This is a genomic window from Sediminitomix flava, from assembly GCF_003149185.1.
Lineage (GTDB): Bacteria > Bacteroidota > Bacteroidia > Cytophagales > Flammeovirgaceae > Sediminitomix > Sediminitomix flava.
In genome coordinates this window covers 457,911-481,874 of record NZ_QGDO01000003.1, presented here as the reverse complement: position 1 = coordinate 481,874, position 23,964 = coordinate 457,911, and the positions used below count along the sequence as shown (strand labels likewise).

Annotated in this window: 17 protein-coding genes; 5 read left to right on the top strand and 12 right to left on the bottom strand. The window is 34.5% G+C overall.

Translation table 11 applies throughout. The features are described 5' to 3' along the window. Positions 1–64: 64 nt before the first annotated feature. Complete coding sequence (locus BC781_RS13800) at positions 65–694, bottom strand: chloramphenicol acetyltransferase (RefSeq protein ID WP_109618696.1); 630 nt, start codon at positions 692–694, stop codon at positions 65–67. Between the two features lie 172 nt (positions 695–866). On the opposite strand from BC781_RS13800, the gene BC781_RS13795 reads away from it, so the two are divergent. Together BC781_RS13795 and BC781_RS13790 are read left to right on the top strand one after the other, a co-directional pair. After that, positions 867–1,865, top strand: coding sequence for a YhdH/YhfP family quinone oxidoreductase (locus BC781_RS13795; RefSeq protein ID WP_109618694.1), 999 nt, complete (start codon positions 867–869; stop codon positions 1,863–1,865). An 84-nt stretch (positions 1,866–1,949) separates the two neighbouring features. Next, a complete protein-coding gene (locus BC781_RS13790; protein WP_109618692.1) occupies positions 1,950–2,732 on the top strand; it encodes a sterol desaturase family protein in 783 nt (260 codons plus the stop codon). 18 nt (positions 2,733–2,750) lie between these two features. Here the strand turns inward: BC781_RS13790 and BC781_RS13785 are convergent, their stop codons facing one another. Further along, a complete protein-coding gene (locus tag BC781_RS13785) occupies positions 2,751–6,539 on the bottom strand; it encodes a SpoIIE family protein phosphatase (protein WP_109618690.1) in 3,789 nt (1,262 codons plus the stop codon). 423 nt (positions 6,540–6,962) lie between these two features. Between BC781_RS13785 and BC781_RS13780 the strand changes: the two genes are divergently transcribed. From BC781_RS13780 to BC781_RS13770, 3 genes are all read left to right on the top strand, one after another. Continuing rightward, positions 6,963–8,405 (top strand): LptF/LptG family permease, encoded by a 1,443-nt coding sequence (locus BC781_RS13780; RefSeq protein WP_109618688.1) that lies wholly within the window; start codon positions 6,963–6,965, stop codon positions 8,403–8,405. A 180-nt stretch (positions 8,406–8,585) separates the two neighbouring features. Beyond that, the gene (locus tag BC781_RS13775; RefSeq protein WP_109618686.1) at positions 8,586–10,292 is read left to right on the top strand and encodes an amidohydrolase; all 1,707 of its coding nucleotides are present in this window, start codon (positions 8,586–8,588) and stop codon (positions 10,290–10,292) included. A 78-nt stretch (positions 10,293–10,370) separates the two neighbouring features. Next, positions 10,371–11,357 carry a TIGR01212 family radical SAM protein gene (locus BC781_RS13770; protein WP_211323807.1) on the top strand — a complete coding sequence of 329 codons (987 nt, stop codon included), beginning with the start codon at positions 10,371–10,373 and terminating at the stop codon, positions 11,355–11,357. 46 nt (positions 11,358–11,403) lie between these two features. On the opposite strand, the gene murG is transcribed toward BC781_RS13770, so the two are convergent. From murG to BC781_RS13720, 10 genes are all read right to left on the bottom strand, one after another. Beyond that, positions 11,404–12,507 (bottom strand): undecaprenyldiphospho-muramoylpentapeptide beta-N-acetylglucosaminyltransferase, encoded by a 1,104-nt coding sequence (gene murG / locus BC781_RS13765; RefSeq protein WP_245935618.1) that lies wholly within the window; start codon positions 12,505–12,507, stop codon positions 11,404–11,406. Positions 12,508–12,558: 51 nt separating this feature from the next. Then, entirely contained in the window at positions 12,559–13,830 is a 1,272-nt protein-coding gene (locus tag BC781_RS13760) for an FtsW/RodA/SpoVE family cell cycle protein (protein WP_109618683.1), read from the bottom strand. 61 nt (positions 13,831–13,891) lie between these two features. Further along, on the bottom strand, positions 13,892–15,205 hold the full coding sequence (gene murD, locus BC781_RS13755) for a UDP-N-acetylmuramoyl-L-alanine--D-glutamate ligase (protein ID WP_109618681.1): 1,314 nt from the start codon (positions 15,203–15,205) through the stop codon (positions 13,892–13,894). 80 nt (positions 15,206–15,285) lie between these two features. Further along, positions 15,286–16,506 carry a phospho-N-acetylmuramoyl-pentapeptide-transferase gene (gene mraY, locus BC781_RS13750; protein WP_109618679.1) on the bottom strand — a complete coding sequence of 407 codons (1,221 nt, stop codon included), beginning with the start codon at positions 16,504–16,506 and terminating at the stop codon, positions 15,286–15,288. A 46-nt stretch (positions 16,507–16,552) separates the two neighbouring features. Then, positions 16,553–18,010, bottom strand: a complete 1,458-nt coding sequence (locus BC781_RS13745) for a UDP-N-acetylmuramoyl-L-alanyl-D-glutamate--2,6-diaminopimelate ligase (RefSeq protein WP_109618677.1) — start codon at positions 18,008–18,010, stop codon at positions 16,553–16,555. A 64-nt stretch (positions 18,011–18,074) separates the two neighbouring features. Then, complete coding sequence (locus tag BC781_RS13740) at positions 18,075–20,195, bottom strand: penicillin-binding protein (protein WP_109618675.1); 2,121 nt, start codon at positions 20,193–20,195, stop codon at positions 18,075–18,077. 27 nt (positions 20,196–20,222) lie between these two features. Beyond that, positions 20,223–20,600 carry an FtsL-like putative cell division protein gene (locus BC781_RS13735; RefSeq protein WP_109618673.1) on the bottom strand — a complete coding sequence of 126 codons (378 nt, stop codon included), beginning with the start codon at positions 20,598–20,600 and terminating at the stop codon, positions 20,223–20,225. A gap of 19 nt (positions 20,601–20,619) precedes the next feature. Then, positions 20,620–21,519 carry a 16S rRNA (cytosine(1402)-N(4))-methyltransferase RsmH gene (gene rsmH / locus BC781_RS13730; protein WP_109618670.1) on the bottom strand — a complete coding sequence of 300 codons (900 nt, stop codon included), beginning with the start codon at positions 21,517–21,519 and terminating at the stop codon, positions 20,620–20,622. Positions 21,520–21,819: 300 nt separating this feature from the next. Continuing rightward, entirely contained in the window at positions 21,820–23,457 is a 1,638-nt protein-coding gene (groL, locus tag BC781_RS13725; protein ID WP_109618668.1) for a chaperonin GroEL, read from the bottom strand. A 63-nt stretch (positions 23,458–23,520) separates the two neighbouring features. Further along, positions 23,521–23,799, bottom strand: coding sequence for a co-chaperone GroES (locus tag BC781_RS13720; RefSeq protein WP_109618666.1), 279 nt, complete (start codon positions 23,797–23,799; stop codon positions 23,521–23,523). Between the last annotated feature and the right edge of the window lie 165 nt (positions 23,800–23,964).

The following is a 23,964-nucleotide window of genomic DNA, read 5'->3' as shown; positions in this document are numbered from 1 at the left end:
GGATTGAGCATAAAAAAAGGCAAGAAATTAATTTCCTTGCCTATTAATTATTTCTACTGACAAACTATGCTTCATCTAAACATTTTTGAAAAATTTCAAGAAACTTCCCAACATGATAACCATCAGCTAAACCATGATGTACATGAATTGATAATGGAAGAATCATTTTACCATGCTTATTTAAAGTTTTCCCAAAAGTTATTTTAGGGACACAATCTGCATATTGAAAATTTCTAGCATGTGATAAACTTGTAAACGAACTCCATGGTATAGATGAAAAATGGATTACATCAATTCTTCCTGTTTCTTCGCTCAATCTTAAACCCTCCGAATTTTGAACATTTTCAACCTCTTCTTTCAAGTTTTTTTCAAACTCTACAAAAGACTCTTGAAATTTAATAAATGAAAAACCAAATGTATGATCTGCTCTTCCAATCGTAGGAGATGCATTTATTTGATCACAGACAAAGACCTCTCCCTCTTGAATTCTATACTTAAATTCTTCAACTTGATTTGCCGCTCTTAAAGCTTGATATAGATAGTATGCAAAAAAAGAATACCCTTCTTTCTTCGATAATTCATAAGCTTTAGTACAATCTACATCAGCTACAAGTCCCCAAAATGGCTCATCAAACTTTGAGAAAAACTCGAAATGCTCCCTTCTATTCCAATTCTTAAGATCTAGCTTTTTCATATACTCCCGATATTTTTTTGCAAATCTAGCAATTTGTCTGAAGAGTATAATGTTTTCAAATGGTATGACTGATTAATTTTCTCAATTAGGTTAAGTTTTATTACCGAGAGTTCTTGTATATAAAACTATCGTATTCGCTAATCTTGACTTTCTATAATTACTATAAAACACTATGACGAAAACGGAAAATTTTAAAGCACTTGTAATCAAAGAAGAAGGAGAAAACTTCATTAGAAGTATTGAACAAAAATCAATTGATGAACTACCAGAAGGTGATGTTTTGGTAGAAGTCATGTATTCTTCTTTAAACTACAAAGATGCGCTCTCTGCAATCGGAAATAAAGGAGTTACAAGAAACTATCCACACACTCCTGGAATTGATGCTGTTGGTAAAGTAGATAGCTCTAACAATGATAAGTTCAAAGAAGGTGATGAAGTAATTGTGACTAGCTATGATCTAGGAATGAATACTTCTGGCGGTTTTGGACAATACATTAGAGTTCCTTCGGATTGGGTTCTAAAACTCCCTACTGGCTTGAGTATGAAAGAAGCTATGGCCTATGGTACTGCTGGTTTAACCGCAGCAATGTCTGTTTTCAAATTGGTTGAACAAATAAAGCCTGAGGATGGTAAAATCATTGTTTCTGGAGCAACTGGAGGAGTAGGTTCAATGAGCGTAGCCTTTCTATCAAAGTTAGGTTATGATGTAGTTGCAATTACAGGCAAAGCTGACTCTCATGAGTTCTTGAAAAACCTTGGAGCCTCTGAAATTATTTCAAGAGATGAAATTGGTCAAGAAGAAAAAAGACCAATGCTCAGAAGTCAATTTGCTGGAGCCGTTGATACTGTTGGAGGTGTTATCCTTGAAAACATCATCAAACAAACTAACCCGATGGGCGTAGTGACCTCATGTGGTAATGTTGCTTCTCCAAAGCTAAATTTGACGGTATTTCCATTTATCCTAAGAGGTGTAAGCCTTGTAGGGATTGACTCACAAAATTTCCCGATGTCACTAAGAGAAAAAGTATGGCAACTTATGGCTACAGATTGGAAACCCGACGCTCTTTTAGACATCGTTGAAGAAGTTTCCCTCGATCAAATAAATGAAAAAATTGATCTTATTTTGAAAGGACAAGTTTCAGGACGAGTTGTCCTTAACTTAACAAAGTAATATATTTCAGCTCTAATATTTGTGATGAGTAATTTTCATTACTCATCACAAGTTTATCTTTTACCCAATTATTAATTTCATTGAATGGATAGCTTAGAGCAAATCGACTTTTTAGACCCAATTACTTTTCTAATTACATTTCTAGCTATAAGCAGTATTGTATTCTTTAGATATTTACTTTTTTCAAGCTTCTACCATTATCTATTCTTCGAGCTTTTCAGAAAAAAATATCAAAAGCACTTTTTAAATAGTAAAAAGACGAAAAGAAGACAACTCTATAAAGAAATCTATTGGTCATTTATCAGTGCTTTTATATTCGGTCTTCTGACCACTTTAATGATCATTTTATGGCAGAATGGGATAAGTGCTATTTATCTAAACTTAGATTCATACCCTATTTGGTATATTCCAGTGAGTATTTTAATCGTACTATTTCTTCATGACACCTATTATTATTGGTTACACCGTTGGATGCACTTACCAAAAGTTTATAAGCTAATTCATAAGGTTCACCATGAAAGTATCCATACTTCAGCTATGACATCATTCTCTTTTCATCCTATTGAATCAGTTCTGCAAGCTATTCCTATTCCACTATTCACCATATTCCTTCCGCTACATATCTATGCTATTTTGTTTATCCTAATCATAATGACCGTATCTGCGACAATTAATCATGCAGGAGTAGAAGTTTACCCTATTAATTGGAGCAAAAAATGGATTCTCAAAAATATCATTGGAGCAAAACATCATGACATACACCATAGAAAATTCAATTATAACTACGGGCTCTATTTTAATTTTTGGGACTTGATGATGAAAACAGAAGACAAAAAAAAGAGCCACTCTGGAAAGAGTAACTCTTAATTTATGATTTAATGGAGATTACAATTTAATACCAAATACTGTAATATCATCACGTTGTGAAACGCCCTCCATATAACTTTCTAGTTCATTTTCGATCAAGATCCCTTGCTCACTCATTGGTAAATGAGCATTATCTTGAAGAAGTTGTTTAAACTTCACACTACCATACTTCTTACGATTTGCATTGTTTTGACCAGCAAATCCATCTGAAGCAAGGTAAATAACATCTCCACCATCTAAAATCAATTCTTGATCAGTGTAGAATCTTTCTTTTTCTTTCTGATAACCACCAATTGATTTATTGTCACCTCTAATTTCGAAAAACTCTCCTTTTCTGATACCATAAAGAGGTAACTTCGCTCCTGCGAATGTAACTTTCAAGCGAAGGTCATCAGTAGGCTCAATACAACAAAGTGAAATATCCATTCCATCTTGGTTGTTCGTTTCATACTGATTAAATGACTTCCTAATTCCTTTATGCAACTTCAAAAGAATATCTCCTGGAGTAACTTGAGCTGAACTTTTCACCACATCATTAAGAATTGCAGTACCAACCATAGACATAAATGCTCCAGGAACTCCATGTCCTGTACAGTCAACTACAGCAACATATAACTTTTCTTTTTGGTGACTAAACCAATAGAAGTCTCCACTTACGATATCTTTTGGCTTATAGATCAAGAAATGATTGTGGAAAATCTCACTCAAATATGATTTTGAAGGTAGAAAAGCTGCTTGAATATTCTCAGCGTAGTGAATACTATCCGTAATCATAGAATTCTTTTCCTTGATCACGTTATAAGAGAATATATTTGATAACGCAATAGTTACGTATGATGCTAAGTTTTCAAGAAGTGACTTCTCTTTCTCAGAAAAGGCGTTTTTCTTTCTACTTTGAACTGTCATAATACCGGCTACTCTCCCATCTAAAATAAGAGGAACATAAATCAATGATAGTGGTGTATTTGCATCAACCGTGATTGTTTTCCCATCAAATAATTTAGGATACTCAGCCTCCAAATCATCAATCAAGATAATCTCCTTGTTGTTGTAACAGTTGATTGAGAAGTTATTACCTGAAGAAAGGTTTATCCCTTGATAATCGAAAACTTTCTGATTTTCAATAAATCCTCTAAACTCAAGTTTCTTAATCTGCTCGTTTACAACACCAACTCCAAACGTACTCACATCCATCAGCTTACTGATATGCTCAAAGATAATTTTATTCAACTCTGTCATTTCCAAAGTTGATGTAATCTTTTGACCAATAACACTAAGTGCATGAATATTTTCGTATGCTTTTTCTATTTCAATCTTACTTTCAGCAATTTCTTTTGTTCTTGCTGTAACTACGCTTTCAAGCTCTTTATTCTTCTCATTCAGACGTTTAGAGTTCCATCTAATTACTCCCAAAACCCCAACTGAAAGAGTAGCTACATAAAGTATGATACTCCAAACATTAAAGAACCAAGGAGCAGATACTGTGAAATCATAACTAGCTTCTTCACTGATTGTACCGTAAACGTTTTTACTTCTTACCTTGAACGAATAATTACCAGGGTTCAAATTGGTAAAACGTTGGTAAGTTTGCGTTGTCCACTCCGACCATTTATCATCGAAACCTTCTAATGTATATTGATAAAAGTTTCCGACTTGATTAATGTCATAGAAAGGAGCAGAATATTTAAATGCAATATCATTTGAACTAAAATCGATTTTAGTACCAAGTTGACTAAAAGATGCTTCTTGTGCATTTACTGAATCTGAATTAATAAAATCAAGACCACTGTATATGATAGAGTCTTTACCAACTTCTACACTTCTCAGTAAAGTTTTGAATTCAGCTCCAAAGTCACGCTCAACAACAGGATTATATTTAAATAAACCTCCTGAGCCACCAACCCAAATCACATCATCATCTGACTTTGCTAATACTTCAACCTCAAATACAGGTAATCTCTTAAAAGGAATATCATACCAATAAGATCCTTCACTTCCTTCAAACAAGATTGCAATAGCTTGTTCTTTATTTTTTACTGCTGAAACAATCAATTCATTATCTTCAGCATCATTCGAATTATGCCATAAAACTTCAGCAGATGCATTTCTTTCTTCAAAAAGTTTAGCAAACCTAGGGTCAGGCTCAAAAGTGTTGCTTTCTTTTTTATAAGTATAAATACCTTTGCCTGTAGAATAGATCAAGCCACCATGATAGTAATGTAGACGGTTTCCGTAAACACCCGGCAGACCATTATCTTGGTTCATGTGCTCAGCTACAAAGTCCTTTTTTGAAGCAAGCTCTTTAGCACTTAAATCAAAGTTCTCGGTTTTATAAAATCCTTTGTTATAACAAGAAATCCATAAAACGCCATCATTATCTTCTTGCATAGAACGGATATGGTCAATATTTCTATTTACCATACGCGAGATGAATTTTATTTTCCCGTCTTTGATTTCGTATACATCAATAAATCGATTACCTCCTAAGATAAATCTTTCAGGGCGTATTCTAGATTGATAGAACGATTGATAAGCACCAGATGTAGGCTTATTCTTCATAGAAAACGCTTGAACATTCCCCTCTGAAATTGTATAAGCATTTGCACTTGTACCAACAATTACTTTTTCCTCTTCTCCAAGGTTTAACTTTTCTACAAACCACACTTGCTCATTCTGAGGTATGCCATCTACGTTAGTAAAACCTGTAGGTGTTTTCTTGTAAAGACCTAAAGATGCTACATACAAATCATCACCGTCAGGAAGAATGTCTGTTACCCATCCTCCTACTTCGTCATACCAAAAAGTAAATGGAGAGAATAAATCAATTCTACTCAAACCGTTACCAAGCAACGTCCAAACACCTTTTTGCTGATCTATGAAGAAACCATTGACTTCATTATCATATAGGTTTGCTTGACGATTGATATTTCTTAGCGTTTCTCCTTTTGTATTAATAATGAAAACACCTGAAGTTCTTGTACCCAAACCAATCAGACCGTGGCTTAGCTTAACTACAGATGAAATTCCTTTTTCTACAAAGTTTCTTGAAAATGCTCCGAAAAGAGTTTGCGTCTGCTCTGTTTCTAGATTATATATTTTTGCTCCTTTACTTGAAAGGAAAATCAATTCATTTGCTTTATCTCCTCTGATTACAAATTGGCGACTTGAAGTACTGATTCGACCTAAATTATTAAGCGAGGAAATTTCACCAGTTGAAAGTTGAAAGAACTTTGTTCTTCTTCTTTCATCAGTGTAAGAGAAATAAAGCTCATCTTCTAGCTCATTGAAATTTGCAAAGCGACCTTTTTCATCTTCCTTGTTCTCCCATTCAACTTCAGTTACTTTTTCATTAGCAAATTTCAGAATCTTATTACCTACAAAGATAAATAGACCTTCTTTTGTGCCATGTAACTTCGTAACTCTGGTTCGTCTTAAGTCTGCAGGTAAAAGTTCTACTAAGTTATTGAACTGAGGTTCTTGACTATCTGATTTCTTTGATAAGAAACCAAAATTTTCATCTCCAAGAACATAAACTTTACCATCACCACTCACAGTCAATCCACGTACAGTTTCTGAATTTGGAAGCTTGATCAACTTCCAAAAAGATTGATCAAAAACTAATACCCCCTCAGTATTCGCAAAATAAAGAATTCCTCTATCGTCTTGTACAGCATCCCAGTTTTGACCACCGGCTTCATACGCTACTGGCGAATAGCTATGAACAAAAGTGTTACCAATGGTTTGAGCTAATATATGCTGAGTAAAACTGAAGAAAATAAAAGAAAAAATTATATTAATCTTTTTCATACTACATCTCTAATGGTTTCAGTTCTTTCCCTAAGTCTAAAATTCTTTAAAAATTAAAGAAAACATTAAATAAATACAAAAATAGAACGCTTCAAAGGAAATTATAGTCTATTCTAGAATCAGAATAAATAATTCACATCTGATAACATAAAACTGGACATTCATCAGAAATTATAATAATCTGATTTTTAATTGACTACTATTTTAAGCTAAAGGTTATGGGTTTAGAATATAGAATTTCTCTAAAAAAGCACTTATTTTGACTGTTTAAGGAGTCTCGTTAAACTCTTATGAAATGAAACGAGAACTTGATCCGTTAAGAAATGATAAAATAAGAAAGAGCTATAAAGAAAATTCCCTTCTTTGTTACCTTTGTAAAGGGAGTTTTTGTAGTAAAATTTCACTATTTGATATTGATATCTTATGTTTAAAAAGGTTGACAAACTCATCGTCAAAGCATTTACAGGACCTTTCTTACTAGCGTTTGGGGTCGTTGAGTTTATTTTCCTCTCTCAATTCATGATCTCAAAGTTTAAATACTTTGTTGGGAAGGACTTAGGTTGGGATGTATTTGCTGAATTGTTTTTTTATTTTGGACTATCTTTAGTTCCTACCGCATTGCCACTTGCAATGTTATTTGCTTGTTTGATGACCTTTGGTAATCTTGGGCAACATTCTGAATTAACCGCCATTAAAGGTTCAGGAATCTCACTTACTAGAATACTAAGACCCGTTGCACTTGTTGCAGCTATCATTACTGTAGTCCAAGTATTTTACAACGATAGAGTTGTTCCTTTTTCAAGGTTAAAAGCTTATAGCCTTCTTTATGATGTACGCCAGAAAAAACCTGCTCTAGATCTTACTGAAGGAGCTTTCTATGATGGTTTAGATGGTTACAGTATCAAGGTTGAAGAAAAGAATGATGATAACAGCATCAAAGATGTAATCATCTATAAACACCTTAATAATAGAGGAAATAAAGAAGTCGTAGTTGCAGATAATGGTCGAATGGATTATGTATTCAATAATCAATACATGAAATTGACCCTTTACGATGGAAACAGCTACTCTGAAGTTGAGCCTCAAGACCGTAAGAATAAAAAGAAAAATATTACAGAATACGTTCGAAATGAATTTGATTCTGCCGAGTTCCTTTTCAGCTTAGAGTCATTTGAACTAGACCAAACTGACGAACAATTGTTTGCTGGTCATTCAATGATGAAAACTGAAGCACAACTTACTCATGAGCTTGATTCAACAGAATTGGCGATGGCTAAGTATAATGAAAATTTAGTTCGAAATACTTCTGCACATAGATATTATCGTAGTAAATCTACACAAGGTAAAATTGATACGAAAAACATCGATACTTCATCGATGGAAGAGAAAGTCGAAAAAGACCTAGCAAATAAAAGTAAGTCTGTTCGTATTGCATCTTCAGCATACAATAGTGCAAACAGTATTAAAAACCTTGTAGACACAAACTCTAATCGTCAGAAGAATCAGAGAAAAGAAATTGCACGATCAAAGCTTGAGATTCAAAAGAACTACACACAGGCCGTTGCAATCTTTGTTATGTTCTTGATTGGAGCACCACTTGGAGCAATTGTTAAAAAAGGAGGTATTGGTATGCCAACTATCATTTCAGTATTCTTCTTCGTGATTTACTACATTACAACTACTACAGGAGATAAGTATGTAAAAGAATTGGTTGTTGATCCTGTTATTGGGGCATGGACATCAAATGTCTTCCTAGCCATAATCGGATTCTACTTCTTATCACAAGCTAGAATTGATGCAAGCTGGTTCGATACAGACTTCTACTCTGTTCAATTGAATAAAATCAAAGCTAAGTTTTCTAAATAAAAGCTAGCTTAAATTATAAATGAAGCCTTCTGATTATTCAGAAGGCTTTTTTTTATCTTATTAAACTCGTTCCAAGAGTCAATTAAACATATCCAAGATCACTACTTACTTAAAACGCAGGCAATATTGTTCTTATGAAGAAATAGATATATTAAACAATATTCTACCGTGAACGCTTCAATGAACATTCGCAGCACCATATTCATACTTTTCATTTACTTATTTTCCTGTCAAAGAGAAAACGCCAATCAGCAAATCCCTACAATTTATGTTGCTAGTAAGGTTATCTCAATGGATGATAACTTAACTATTTCAGATGCTATAGCCATTGAAGAAGATAGAATAATCGATATATCATCTCTAAAGACCTTAAAAGAACGCTACCCAAATGCACTTGTAAACTATTCACTTGAAGGTAAAACGATATTACCAGGTTTTATTGATAATCACATCAACCTCTCCTTAGCAGGACTAATCCTTCCGATGCAACTGATTAGCCCTTTTCATTGGGAACTTCCAGATAATATCAATCAAGGAGTTACTTCTCAAAAACAATATCGAAATGCATTAAGCGAACTGATTTCATCTAAAAATGTAAATGGTGAATGGGTTTTAACTTGGGGTTATCACCCTTATTATCATGGAGATATTAGCAGAAAAATTTTAGATAAAATGTCTCCTGAAAAACCTGTAGTGGTTGTTCACCACACCCTGAGGTCTATTCATTTAAATTCGAAAGCATTAGAGTTACTTCAATTTGAGGGTAAAAATTTAGAGGAACATCCTAATATCAAATGGAAAAAAGGTTATTTCTATAATCATGGCTTTGAACTCGTGATCAATAAACTGGGGAATTTGTTGACTAATGAAGAATACATCACCAATAGTTTTCATATTGCCAAACAGCAAATTCACAGAAGCGGAATCACCACTTTTACCCACAGTGGACTAGGGCTTTTCAACACAGTAAATGAGGTAGGCTATACAAAACTTGCCTTGGAAACAGCTGACACCCCTTTTAGAACCTATTTATTGGTTAATGGTAAAAAGCTATATGATGAAGTAGGAAGTCATGTAAAAGCTGAATTCATTATCGATTCTTTGGCTAACCTAGGTGGAAATAAAGTGAGAATGTTTCCAAGAAAAATAAAATTCCCCACCGATGGTTTCTTTCTTTCTTATGAAATGAAACTCAAGAACCCGATACAGACTAATATTGATCAATGGGAAATGCCGCCTGGAGAACTTGAGATTGCAATCAGACACTATTGGAAAAAAAACTATCAAATTATCGTAGATGCTAATGGTGATTTAGCGATTGAAGAGGTTCTAAAATTATTCCGAAAAATAAATCAAGAATACCCTAAACATGACCATAGATTCAGCATCCATGACATCACTTACATTACTCCAAATCTGATTGAAAAGATAAAAGATGAAAATGTTTATGTATCTCTAGCACCCTATCACCTTTATACTTCAGAGCAATATACAATTGAACTCGCTGATTCTAATCGGATACAAAACCTAAATAGAATCAAGTCTTTTTTTGATGAAAAGATCAATACCTCTTTTTACTCTCAATATGTAATTGGCCCACCTAGCCCACTTTTCCAATCATGGATTGCCACCAATCGAATTGATTTCAAAGGGCAATTAAGAACTCCTTCTCAGAAAATACACCTTTTGGATGCTTTAAAGGCTGTCACTATAAATGCAGCTAAAGAACTTGAATTAGATCATGAAATAGGAAGTCTTAAACCAGGTAAAAAAGCAGATCTAACAATTCTTGAAGAAGATCCATTTGATGTGAAATTAACGAAAATTAAAGATATAAAAGTATGGGGTACAATGTTAGATGGGAAGCTTTACCCTATACAAGATTAAACTAATACGGTATTCAGATACATTCACATGAAAATATTCTGAATCAGAAAATCGTAGCCTACCTTGCAAAGTTTTCGAATGAAAAAAATGCAAGTAATTATGGAACAAACACTTACTCAACCAAAAGATTTTACCGATTGGGATAATAGAAGATTTTACGCTTACACATCCTATTTGAAGAGAAAATATGGAGGTAGAGTTCAGAAAGTTTCCATAAATGCTAGTTTCACATGCCCTAACAGAGATGGAAAAGTAGGTAAAGGCGGCTGTACATTCTGTAATAACAGTAGCTTCACTCCATCATATATCACACCAAAATCAACGATTACACATCAGTTAAATGAAGGTTTAGGGTTCTTAGAGAAAAGATACAATAGAAGTAAACATTTTGTAGGTTACTTCCAATCTTACACGAATACATATGGCTCATTAGATGAATTAAAAGAAGTCTACACCGAAGCACTTTCTCACCCTAAAATTAGTGGGCTCGTAATCGGTACAAGACCCGACTGCATTGATGAAGCTCAACTTGATTATTTACAAGAGCTTGCGGAAAAACATATTATAGTACTAGAGTACGGAATTGAGTCTTGCTATAATGATACGCTAGATCGTGTAAATAGAGGACATAGTTTTGAAGATACAATAAAGGCTTTAGAAATGTCTAAAAACAGAGGTTTTCAAGTTGGAGGACATTTATTATTTGGTCTGCCTGGCGATGATAGACAGAGAATGTTAGATCAAGTAGATTTAATTAATGACTTACCACTGGATACAATCAAGTTTCATCAACTTCAAATTGTCAAAGGGACAATCATGGCAAAACAATACCGTGAAAACCCAGATTTCATTAAGCTTTTCAATAAAGATGAATACATCGACTTTATTGTGGAATTTGTGGAAAGACTTCGTCCTGATATTTCAATCCAACGATTTTCTAGTGAAGCACCTCCAAATATTAAATTAGCCCCTGATTGGGGAAAATTAAGAATGGATCAAATCTTAAATCAGATTGAGGCAAAATTGAAAGAAAAAGATACTTGGCAAGGAAAGTTATTCTTATAAATGAAAAACCCTTCCATAGTTCTAATCGCTATGGAAGGGTTCTTTCTTACTTTTGAATCAATTTATAAATTTCATCAACAATCTCATTTGCCGCTTCGGGCTTAGCTAATTCCCCCATACTTTCTTTCAATGAGTTTTGCCATTTTTCATCGCCTAAAACAACAAGAGCTTCATCAATTAACTTTTCTCTAGCATCAATATCCTTGACCATAACTGCTGCTCCCTCATTTACAAGATTCATCGCATTTTTAGTTTGATGGTCTTCTGCCACATTTGGAGATGGAACTAATAAAGTTGGTAACTTTGCCAAGCATAGTTCCGATATTGAAAGTGCCCCTGCTCTAGAAATAACTAAATCTGAGCATGCATAAGCTAAATCCATTCTTCTTATAAAAGGAAGTAACTTTAGACCTTCTGGAAGTTCATTCGGAAGTAAATCCTTATATTTTTCGTAATAATATTTACCTGTTTGCCAAATTAGTTGATAGCCTTCATCCAAAAGTCTCTGAAAGCCATTAAACATACTTTCATTTAGGGTCAGAGCTCCTAAACTGCCACCAAAAACAAATACTGTTTTCTTTTCTGGTGAAAGCTCAAAATGTGTATAGGCTTCTTCTTTCAAATGAGCTAATTCAATAATATCTTTTCGAACTGGATTCCCTGTCATTACAAGTTTATCTGCGGGGAAATACTTCTCCATTTTAGGGTAAGCAACACAGATTTTTGAGGCTCTATTAGCCACAATTTTGTTTACTAAACCGGCATAACCATTCTGTTCCTGAATAACGGTTGGTATCTTATTTCTAACTGCCATTTCCATGATTGGGGCACTGGCATAACCTCCGACTCCGACAACTGCATCAGGCTTAAATTTTGAAATTATTTTCTTTGCTTTGAAAAGACTAGAAATCACCTTAAAAGGAAATGAAAGGTTATCTACTGTCAGTTTTCGTTGTAACCCACTTATTTTTAGACCTTCAATTGGATACCCTGCTTCAGGAACTTTCTCCATTTCCATCTTCCCTTCAGCACCCACAAAAAGGATTTCAGAATCTGGAAACCTTGCTTTAAATGCATCTGCTATTGCAATGGCTGGATAGACATGCCCACCAGTTCCACCACCACTGATAATAAGTTTATATTTTTCCAATTCTCTAGCTATTCAAAATTTAAACAAATCATTCTTAAATAAAGTCTGTTCTTAGTCTCTCTTAAAGTTAGAAACCCTAGAACTTCCTTTTCGATAACTTCCCCCGTAAAGTGTGTTAACCTTTTGAGTTTCTTGAACTGCTTCTTCCTGTTCAATAATAGGCTCATCTTCTAACAAACCACCTCGATCTTCTGGATGAAAAGATGGTAAAGACTCCTCTTCTTCTTCAAGCTGAGTACGTCCAACACTTAGTACTATTCCGAGAGTAGCCCCAGTAAACACCAAAGATGTACCTCCCATACTCATAAAAGGAAGAGGTAAACCTGTTAGTGGCAATATACCGACAACAACACAAATATGAACAAAAGCTTGTATGACAACACTAAAAGTTAAACCTGCTGCGAGTAGCCCTCCAAAGGCTCGTTTGCTATGGGCTATAGTAATCATTCCTCGCCAAAGTATGACTAGGTATAAGAAGATCAAAAATACACCACCCATAAAACCATATTCTTCAACAATTACCGCATAAATAAAATCAGAATATGATAATGGCAAGAAATTTCGTTGAGTACTCTGTCCTATTCCTTTACCTGCAAAACCTCCAGATGCTAAGGCTATGTGCGATTGAACACTTTGTTCACTCATTTGATCTTTATCCAAATAAGTTAAGGTTCGGTTCACGACAGTTCCTAAACGTTGTCCACTGTACAAGGCTACTCCCAAAAATACAATCACACCAAATACAAGAAGTGAAATATATTTTACAGGAACACGCCCGATAAAAAAGAGAAGAACAATTGTACCAGCCAATAAAGCCGCTGTCGAAAAGTCGGTAAGGCCAATAAGCATGCAGATTACACCCGTCCAAGACAATAGCTTTAAGAATACTCTTCTAAACTCCTTGATACTTCGTTGACGTTTAGACAACATACTAGCCATGTTAGTAATTAGTGCCAATTTAGCTATATCAGATGGTTGAAAAGTAAATCCAACTACGGGTACTCTAATCCAACGTGCGGCACTATTGATTTCACTCCCAAAGAAGTAGGCAAATAAAAGCAAACAAGCCGAGGCTATTAAGAATATCCGAGAAATAACTCTGTAATAGTTGTAATCTATTTTATGGCAAATATACATGGTACCCAAACCAAGAAGAGTTAAGATGACATGCTTAAATAAATAGTGTTCAGAATTACCATCCCAACGGAGATATGATTTGGAGCCTGTAGCACTATAAACTACAAGAATACTCCACAACGCCAACAAAATACAAATCGCCCAAATGACCTTATCTCCTTCAAGTTTGTTTAATAGCTTTTTCATATCCGTTCTAGTCAAAAAATCTTAGTTCTATGTCTAAGAATACCTATTTATTTTTTCTTACTCAAGAATTCTTATGTTTTAGTACAGCTTCCTTGAAGCAACTTCCTCTATGTTCGTAGTTTTTAAATAGATCAAAACTCGCACAAGCTGGTGATAATAGAACAACATCACCACTATGAGCTATTTCGAGAGACCAATCTATGACTTCTTCGACACTCTCAGTTGACCTTATTATTGATACTTTGCCTTCAAAAGCTTTTTCAAGTTTAGTATTATCCTTCCCTAAACATAACAGAGCTTTTATTTCTAACTTTTCTAACAAAGGAAATAAAGTAGAATAATCATTACCTTTATCCGTACCGCCAGCAATCCATACTATTGGTTTTTCAAAACTATCTAAGGCAAATTGTACTGCTTCAACATTTGTAGCTTTGGAATCATTGATAAAATCTACACCATTAATATCAGCTACCCACTCCAATCGATGCTCAGCATTTTTAAATGTAGAAAGTCCTTCTTGAATAGCAGAAACCTCACAACCTAAAAACAGTGCTGCACGAACTGCTGCACTCATATTCATTCCATTATGTCCTCCTTTTAAGGATAGATTATTAAAGGAGTAAGCATCAACATTCAACGTTGCCCCATTAAAATCCTTATCAGTAAAATAAACCTCAGTAGCTTTAGTATTAGCCAATGATTGGTGAATTCCCATCAAATAATCATCACTTTTATTTAGAATGAAGCAATCTTCTTTTTGCATATTTTCAGCAATTCTAAACTTCGCTTCTGCATATAAATCCATCTCATATTCATAACGATCTAAATGATCTGGAGTAATATTAAGAAGCATGGCTACCGATGGGTGAAAATCATGGATATCTTCAAGTTGAAAAGAGCTGATTTCTAGCACATAGTAATCGTAGTTTTTTTCGATTACACTCTTTGCAAAACTATCTCCTATATTACCTGCAAGACCTACATTAAGCCCTGCTTGCTTAAGAATATGATGAGTTAAAAGTGAGGTTGTCGTTTTACCATTTGTACCAGTGATTGCAACGAGTTTAGCATCGGTATATCTGCTGGCAAATTCAATTTCAGAACTAATTTGAATACCCTCTGCTTTTAATTTCTGAACAATAGGTACTTTAGGAGAAATACCTGGGCTTTTAATCACTTCATCTGCATTAAGAATAAGAGCTTCTGTATGCTTCCCAGATTCGTATGAAATATTGTTTGCATCTAGTTCTTTTTGATATTTATCCGCAATCTGACCATAGTCAGACACAAACACATCAAAACCTTTATTTTTTGCAAGTAAAGCAGCTCCTACTCCACTTTCACCACTTCCTAAAACGACAATCCTTTTACTCATTTGAAATGTATTTAAACAAAGAAAGAGCTTGAAGTTTAGGAAATTTCTAAACTTCAAACTCTCAGCTCATTATTCTAAGACTATCTAATTTTCAACGTTGCTACTGTAAGAATAGCTAGTAAGATTCCTATAATCCAAAATCTACTGACAATCTTAGGTTCTGGAATATTTTTCTTCTGATAATGATGATGCAATGGTGCCATTAGGAAAACACGTCTTCCTTCTCCATATTTCTTTTTTGTATACTTAAAATACCCAACTTGTATAAGTACAGATAAATTTTCAATTAAGAATACACCACACAATACAGGTATTAAAAGCTCCTTTCTAAGAATGATAGCAAGTACGGCTATGACACCTCCTAATGAAAGACTTCCTGTATCACCCATAAATACCTGTGCAGGATAAGTATTATACCATAGGAAACCGACACATGCACCTACCAAAGCGAAACAGAAAATAGCAACTTCACCAGTATTTGGGATATACATGATATCCAGATAATCAGCAAAAATAAAGTTACCCGACACATAGGCAAAAGCCGCTAAACTGACACCTATAATTCCGGATGTACCAGCTGCTAATCCATCAAGACCATCCGTAATATTTGCACCATTAGAAACAGCAGTGATAATAAAAATCACTACCAATACATATAAAATATTTGAAACAGTTTCATTCTCAAAGGGAATAAGAGAGTGATAATCCATCTCATTATTTTTCATAAATGGGATTGTAGTTTTTAGTGACTTTACATCTTGGTAATCTTGTCCTTTCACCATTTCAGAGATAGGCGTATCTTTTGATACATCTTCACTAAATTCTCTGATTACAACACCTTCATTCATCAACAAGGTTACACCGACAATGACTCCTAAACCTACTTGACCAAAGATTTTAAACTTTCCTCGAAGTCCTTCCTTATCTTTTTTCAGAACTTTCAGATAATCATCTACAAATCCAATCGCTCCAGTCCAAAGAATTGAAGTGATCAAAAGAATGATATAAATATTATCGAGTCTGGCGAATAGAATTGCCGAAAGTACAACAGCACCAATGATAATTACACCACCCATAGTAGGAGTTCCTCTCTTCTCCATCTGTCCCTGTAAGCCTAAATCTCTTACAGTCTCTCCTATCTGTTGTTTCTGAAGAAGTAAAATAATTCGTTTTCCAAGAATTGTAGCAAACAATACTGAAAATAACGCAGCCATTAATGCCCTAAAGGAAATGTACTGAAAAAGTCCTGCTCCTGAAAGATTATAACTTTGCTCTAAGTATTCAAAAAGGTGATATAACATGATATTTAGTTCATTATTTAGCTTCGAGTATTCATTCCTTTACACACTATCGATCTCTAAAAAGAGATAGTAGTACTTCTTTATCATCAAAATGTGATCGTATTCCTTTTACTTCTTGATAAGTTTCGTGGCCCTTCCCTGCCACTAATATGATATCTTTTGGATAAGCCATTTCACAGGCTTTTTCAATTGCTTCTTTTCTGTCAACTATCGTTCTTACCTTAGATGCAGCCCCCATTTCAACTCCCTTTTGCATATCTTGAAGTATGAGTTCGGGTTCTTCATTTCTAGGATTATCGGAAGTAAGGATGACTAGATCACTCAATTCAACAGCTTTAGAAGCCATAATTGGACGTTTTTCCTTATCTCGATTTCCTCCACATCCCACAATAGTAATTATTCGTTCAGATTCATCTCTGATATTATTAATCGTCTTTAAGACATTCTCCAGGGCATCTGGTGTATGTGCATAATCAACTATTCCTCTTATTTGCTCTTTTTGAGAAATAAGTTGCTCAAATCTACCTGCGGCAGTATCTAATGAAGAAATTAATTGTAACACTTCTTGCTCATCTTCTTCTAGTAAAACTGCTACACCATAAATAGCTAATAGATTGTAAGCATTAAAATCCCCAATCAATCGACACCAAACTTCTTGATTATTGATTTCTAAATGAAGCCCTTCAAATGAATTTTCAATTAATTTAGCCTTAAAAGTAGCCATTGCTTTCAATGCAAATGACTTTTTTGAAGCTTTTGTATTTTGAAGCATATACTCACCTCTTCGATCATCTTGATTAATCAAAGCAAATGCATGCTTAGGTAAGTCGTCAAATAATTTTTTCTTGGCGTTTATGTAGTCTTTGAAAGTACCATGATAATCAAGGTGATCATGGGAGATATTCGTAAATACTGCTCCATCTAAATCTAATCCACCTAACCTTCCTTGTACAATTGCATGAGAACTAGCTTCCATGAAGCAATGAGTACAGTTTTTCTGTACCATCTCAGCCATCAATTTATTGATTGTTATTGCATCTGGAGTAGTAAGTTTTGTAGGTATTATTTCATCATTGATTTTATTTTCAATAGTAGATAATAAACCAACATTATGACCCAACTCCATAAATAGCTTTTGGAGTAAAGTAGCAATAGTTGTTTTACCATTGGTACCTGTTACTGCTACAATTTTAAGCTGTTTGGAAGGATGCACATAAAAATTTGAAGCAAGTATACCCAATACGTCTGAAGTGTTTTTTACTTTTACATAAGACACTCCATCCTGTAAATTTTCAGGTACATTTTCTAGCACAATAACTTTAGCTCCCTGCGAAATAGCCTTATCTATAAAGCTATGCCCATCCATTTCAGCGCCAACAATTGCCGTAAACAATCCACCTTCTGAAACTTTTCGAGAATCAATTTCAAGATTTAAAACTTCTTCCTCATTATTTCCCTGTACTAAAGTGTGGGGAATATTCGCTAATACTGTGCTTAATTTCATTAGGAATTCTATGAATATATTTGGTTCTAGAATTTAATTATCATCAAAAAATCACTCTTTCAATCTAGCTCTTTTGAAGCTTTAGAACAATTTCTCTTCCTTTCACAACTTTCGTTCCCGGAGCAACAGATTGCGTTTGAACTCTACCTTCTCCAAGAACTTTAACCTTCATTGATTGATTCTCTAAAAGATAAATAGCATCCTTTAAAGTCATCCCTCTTGTATCAGGTACTGTCTGACGCCCTCCTCTATTGTCAACCCAAACAATTGTATCTCCTTGAACTTGTGTTCTCACCCACTCATTCTTATGCTGATCTAAAGTTTGAAGCCCTAGTTCTTTACTCAAAAGATTCAAGTCTTGATAGTTTCCAGCTTTGATATAAGGCAACGTCATCTCTAGATCTTCATTAACCTCGATAAATCGATCTATATGTTTGATTACTACTCTATCTGCAATCTCTTTGAAAACAGGAGCACAAACTGTTCCACCATATTGCTCATCACCTCTAGGTTCATCAATTACTACAATGGCTGAATATTTAGGATCGTCAGCTGGAAAATAACCAGCAAAAGACGTAAAGTACGTTTTAGTATATTTACCAGACTTCACTTTTTGAGCTGTACCAGTCTTCCCTGCTATCGAATAATCTTCAGAATAAATATTTCTAGCTGTTCCATTTTCAACAACACCAACCAACATTTTTTGAAGATTCTCTAAGGTCGATTTCGAACATATTTTTGAGTCTAAAACTACAGGTTCATATTCTTTTATTTCATGATTCCCTTGTAATATTTCTTCAACAATATAAGGCTTCAACATTCTTCCATTGTTCGCTACAGCATTATAAAGTGTAAGAACTTGAAGTGGTGTAATTGCTAATTCATATCCGATAGACATCCAAGGTAATGATGTACCACTCCATTTTTCATCATCTGGAGTACTAATTCTTGAAACACCTTCTCCTTTCATTTGGAAACCAAGCGGGTCAACCAAATGAAAGTCTTTAAGGTAATTAATAAATTTATCTGGTTTTTCTTTGAATACAGAGTCTACAAGTAAGGAAGTACCAACATTTGATGACTTTTCAAAGACTTCCTGTACTGTCAACTTACCATAACCATAAGAAGTAGCGTCTTTCATTACAGCGCCTTCATAAAACTCATATTTCCCCTGCCCTGTTTCTATAGAATCTTCGAGAGATATTCCTCCTTCTTCTAAAAGAGCCATAAAAGAAGCTAACTTTATAGTGGAACCAGGTTCTGTTACGTGTTGAATTGCATAATTGTAATCTTCATAATAATTTCCATTTCTGGATTTACCAAGATTCACAATAGACTTGATCTGCCCCGTACTTACCTCCATTAAAATAAAACTACCCGAATTTGCATCATGCTTCTTCAACGCTGTATGAAGTACTTCGTGTGCATATTCTTGAATGTCAATATCAATAGTCGTTTTTATATCATAACCATCGACTGAACGAATAGCAGCAACTTCATCCATTGGAATCCATCTTCCGCCTGCAATTCTTTTATACAAAGCTTGTCCATTGAGCCCTTCTAGTTCTTTGTTAAAACTATACTCCAGTCCTTTTCCGACGGTATTCCCTTCTTTTCCTTCTCTAAGAAAACCGACCGTTCTCCTCGCTAAGTCACCATAAGGTTTAAACCTGCTTTCCTCTTTTTCAAAAATGACACCACCTCTATTTCTACCTTCTCGTAAAATCGGCCAAGTTTTAGCAATGATCTTTCGGTCTTTATGCTTAATTAGTTTCGTACTAAGAACCCTATATTTATTTCCTTTCTTTCGATCACTTATAAGTAAGTTTTTGTAATAAGCTTTATTATGCTCCTTAAAATACTTCGAAAGTAAAATGCTTAAGGAATCAATTCCACTATTAAACTTGTCATCAGAAGCAACAGTTGGATCAATGATAAGCTTATAAAAAGGAATTGAAGTAGACAATAAAGCCCCATTATCAGCAAGAATATTTCCTCTTGTCGCTTCAACCTTTCTAAATCTAAGCCCTCTTTTGTCTGCAACATCGGCCCAATGATCATCTTCTGAAAACTGGATATATCCCAATTTGAAGGTTGCAGCCAAAGCCACTAGAAATACTAGAAAAAAACAAATTTGAGCTTTAGATAAGATATTTCTTTTAACGCCTCTTTTCTTGGTTTGCATAATTGTTTTAGTCCTTAGTCAAAAAAATTAATCTTTATCAACTTCAATAATCACAGGAGATGTGTTTGTTGGATACAAACCATTTTTTCTCACTTTCCCATCAATCTTACTTCTCTTTGCCATGTTAAGATAATCATACTTTAAAGTACGATAATCTATTCGTAACTGATCTACCTTTGATTTCAAAGACTCAATTTCTGTGTACTTCTTCTCGGTATAAAAAGTATTTCCAATATAAAGTACACCTAAAATAGTAGCATATATAAAAAATGGAAGAAAGCGAAAAACAGCACTATCCCTATACCCATTAGGTAATACCCGTTTCTTTTGTGGACGGATGGGTTCAGAATACTCTGTTTTATTTTGTGATAAAGGAATATTTCTTGGTTTGTTTTTCGCTTTCATATTCTCAAAAAATTAAAGTCTACAATTTCTCTGCAACTCTCAATTTTGCACTTCTAGCTCTTCTATTCTGACTAATTTCCTCTGAAGATGCTACAATAGGTTTAGTAAAGTTTGGCTTTAAAGGTCTAATTAAATTTCCGTAGAAATCTTTTTCTGGTTTACCTTCAAAATTCCCAAACTTCATAAAGTTTTTGACAAGTCTATCTTCCAAAGAGTGATAAGACATGACAACCAATCTTCCTCCTGGCTTCAATACTTCTGCACACTGAGAGAGCATTTCTTCTAACACTCCCATTTCATTATTCACTTCGATTCTTATTGCCTGAAAAAGTTGGGCAAAATAACGATTCTCTTTCCCTTTAGGTGCACAAGAAGAAAGTATACGCATTAAATCGCCAGTGGTTTCAATTGAAGAGTTTAATCTTTCTCTAGTAATTATGGAAGCTACTTTACGAGCATTTTTTAACTCGCCATATAATTTGAAGATTTTAATCAAATCAGCTTCATCATATTCATGAATCAGTTCTTTTGCAGATAACTCAGCAGACTGATCCATTCTCATGTCTAATTCAGCATCAAAACGAGTTGAAAAGCCTCTTTCTCCACAATCAATTTGATGTGATGAGATTCCTAAATCGGCAAGAATTCCATCTACAGGAATTTGATTATGTAATCTCAAGAATCTCTTAAGGTTTCTAAAATTGCTTTGAACGAACAAAAATTGTTCATTTTCAATTTTATCTGCATTTTTTTTCGCGTCTTGATCTTGATCAAAAGCGACTAATTTCCCATTAGAGATTCTTTCAAGTATTGCTTTAGAATGACCTCCACCACCAAAAGTCACATCCACATAGGTGTTTCTATCCTCAAGTTTTAACCAATCGAGGCACTCCTCAAGCATTACAGGTATATGATACATCTTATTTTGAATTCTTTTTACTTTATAATAAGGCTATTCATAGAACAAAACAAACTAGAAATTCAATTTATGAATAGCATTTTCATTACTACTCTTATTCTGTCATTTTCGACCTAAGCCCACAAATTTTCTCTTAGATATAGAATAGTGACGACAAAGATAGAAAAAATGCAATTTCTTATGATTTATAAGGAAGTTAATGTTTTAATAAATTGCATAAAAAAAGCGGTATAAGTAAAAACTTATACCGCTCAATATCTATACTAAGCTTTCGCTTAAGTTATTTCTGATGTCAACTGATTACATCATACCTGGCATTCCACCGCCCATACCTGCTGGAGGCATAGCTGGAGCACCACCTTCTTCTTTCTCAGAAGCAACTACACATTCAGTAGTTAACAACAGAGAAGCGATAGATGCAGCATTTTCTAAAGCCAAACGAGTAACTTTCGTTGGATCAATAACTCCGTTCTCAACTAAGTCTTGGTACTCATCAGTTCTAGCATTGTAACCGTAGTTTCCAGCATTTTCCAATACTTTATTTACGATTACTGAAGCCTCAAGACCAGCATTTTCAAGGATAGTTCTCAATGGAGCCTCGATTGCTTTTCTCACGATTTCAACACCAATTTGTTGATCTTCGTTTTCAGTAGAAACACCTTCCAAAGCAGAAGAAGCTCTTAGTAGTGCAGTACCACCACCAACAACTACGCCTTCTTCAACAGCCGCTCTAGTTGCAGCCAAAGCATCGTCTACACGGTCTTTCTTTTCTTTCATTTCTACTTCAGTAGCAGCACCGATATAGATAATAGCAACACCACCAGCCAATTTAGCTAAACGCTCTTGCAATTTCTCTTTATCGTAGTCTGAAGTAGTATTTTCGATTTGGTGTCTGATTTCAGCTACACGAGCTTCAACAGCAGAAGATTCACCAGCACCGTTTACAACTGTCGTATTATCTTTATCGATAATTACTTTTTCAGCAGTACCCAAGTACTCGATAGTAGCATCTTCCAACTTCATTCCTGTTTCTTCAGAGATTACAGTACCTCCAGTCAAAACAGCGATATCTTGAAGCATTGCTTTTCTTCTGTCACCAAAACCAGGAGCTTTAACAGCTGCAATTTTCAGTGCACCTCTGATACGGTTTACAACCAATGTAGCCAAAGCTTCAGAATCTACATCTTCAGCAATAATCAACAATGGCTTACCTGACTGAGCTACTGGCTCCAATACAGGAAGAATATCTTTCATAGCTGAGATCTTCTTGTCATAGATCAAGATATATGGAGATTCCAACTCAGCTTGCATTTTCTCAGTATTTGTCACGAAGTATGGAGACAAATAACCTCTGTCGAATTGCATACCTTCTACAGTCTTAACTTCTGTTTCAGTACCTTTTGCTTCTTCAACAGTGATTACACCATCTTTTCCAACTTTCTCCATTGCTTCAGCAATCATGTTACCAATCTCAGCATCGTTGTTTGCAGAGATAGTAGCTACTTGAGCAATTTCTTTGTTGTCTTGTACTTCGCTTGAGTTATCTTTCAATTGTTTCACCAAAGATGAAACAGCTTTATCGATACCTCTTTTCAAATCCATTGGGTTAGCACCAGCTGCTACATTTTTGATACCTGCAGTAAAGATTGCTTGTGTCAAAACAGTAGCTGTTGTAGTACCATCACCTGCCTCATCTGCAGTTTTTGATGCTACTTCTTTTACCAATTGAGCACCCATGTTCTCGATTGGCTCTGCCAATTCGATTTCTTTTGCTACAGAAACACCATCCTTAGTCACGTGAGGTGCTCCGAATGATTTGTCAAGAATTACATTTCTACCTTTTGGTCCTAATGTTACTTTAACAGCATTAGCCAATGCATCAACGCCTTTTTTAAGACCGTCAATTGCTTCTGTATTAAAGAAAAGTTCTTTAGCCATCTTATAAATATTTTAAAAAAGATTCTTAATTAAATTGATATTGGAATAGGTTAAAGCTAATACTTAAACAATAGCGTAAATATCAGCTTCCTTCATGATCAAGTAGTCTTTGCCTTCTAAAGCTAATTCAGTTCCTGAATATTTTCCATAAATCACTGTATCACCAACTTTCACAGTCATAGGCTCATCTTTTGAACCAGGGCCTACAGCTACAACAGTACCTCTTTGTGGTTTTTCTTTTGCATTATCTGGGATAATAATTCCAGAAGCAGTTTTTGTCTCAGCTGCAGCAGGTTCAACTAGGACTCTATCTGCAAGTGGTTTAATGTTAACTGTTGACATTTTATTTTAGTTTAAAAGGTATTTTTATTAAAAATATAATTTTCAAATCTGTAGAGATTTAAGCACTTCTTATGCCATTTTAAAAAAATCCGAATATTGTCATATTTACTGACACAATGACGCAAATTAACCTAAAACGTATCTGACAAAAAGTAAAAATAATAT

Bases quoted from the DNA above. Each gene is read 5' to 3' on its own strand.
- BC781_RS13790 (WP_109618692.1), top strand. From the start codon at position 1,950: ATGGATAGCTTAGAGCAAATCGACTTTTTAGACCCAATTACTTTTCTA.
- BC781_RS13735 (WP_109618673.1), bottom strand. From the start codon at position 20,600: ATGAAAGCGAAAAACAAACCAAGAAATATTCCTTTATCACAAAATAAA.
- mraY (WP_109618679.1), bottom strand. From the start codon at position 16,506: ATGTTATATCACCTTTTTGAATACTTAGAGCAAAGTTATAATCTTTCA.
- BC781_RS13720 (WP_109618666.1), bottom strand. From the start codon at position 23,799: ATGTCAACAGTTAACATTAAACCACTTGCAGATAGAGTCCTAGTTGAA.
- BC781_RS13800 (WP_109618696.1), bottom strand. From the start codon at position 694: ATGAAAAAGCTAGATCTTAAGAATTGGAATAGAAGGGAGCATTTCGAG.
- BC781_RS13760 (WP_109618683.1), bottom strand. From the start codon at position 13,830: ATGAAAAAGCTATTAAACAAACTTGAAGGAGATAAGGTCATTTGGGCG.
- BC781_RS13770 (WP_211323807.1), top strand. From the start codon at position 10,371: ATGAAAAAAATGCAAGTAATTATGGAACAAACACTTACTCAACCAAAA.
- murD (WP_109618681.1), bottom strand. From the start codon at position 15,205: ATGAGTAAAAGGATTGTCGTTTTAGGAAGTGGTGAAAGTGGAGTAGGA.
- BC781_RS13795 (WP_109618694.1), top strand. From the start codon at position 867: ATGACGAAAACGGAAAATTTTAAAGCACTTGTAATCAAAGAAGAAGGA.
- BC781_RS13785 (WP_109618690.1), bottom strand. From the start codon at position 6,539: ATGAAAAAGATTAATATAATTTTTTCTTTTATTTTCTTCAGTTTTACT.
- rsmH (WP_109618670.1), bottom strand. From the start codon at position 21,519: ATGTATCATATACCTGTAATGCTTGAGGAGTGCCTCGATTGGTTAAAA.
- BC781_RS13745 (WP_109618677.1), bottom strand. From the start codon at position 18,010: ATGAAATTAAGCACAGTATTAGCGAATATTCCCCACACTTTAGTACAG.
- BC781_RS13740 (WP_109618675.1), bottom strand. From the start codon at position 20,195: ATGCAAACCAAGAAAAGAGGCGTTAAAAGAAATATCTTATCTAAAGCT.
- groL (WP_109618668.1), bottom strand. From the start codon at position 23,457: ATGGCTAAAGAACTTTTCTTTAATACAGAAGCAATTGACGGTCTTAAA.
- BC781_RS13780 (WP_109618688.1), top strand. From the start codon at position 6,963: ATGTTTAAAAAGGTTGACAAACTCATCGTCAAAGCATTTACAGGACCT.
- BC781_RS13775 (WP_109618686.1), top strand. From the start codon at position 8,586: ATGAACATTCGCAGCACCATATTCATACTTTTCATTTACTTATTTTCC.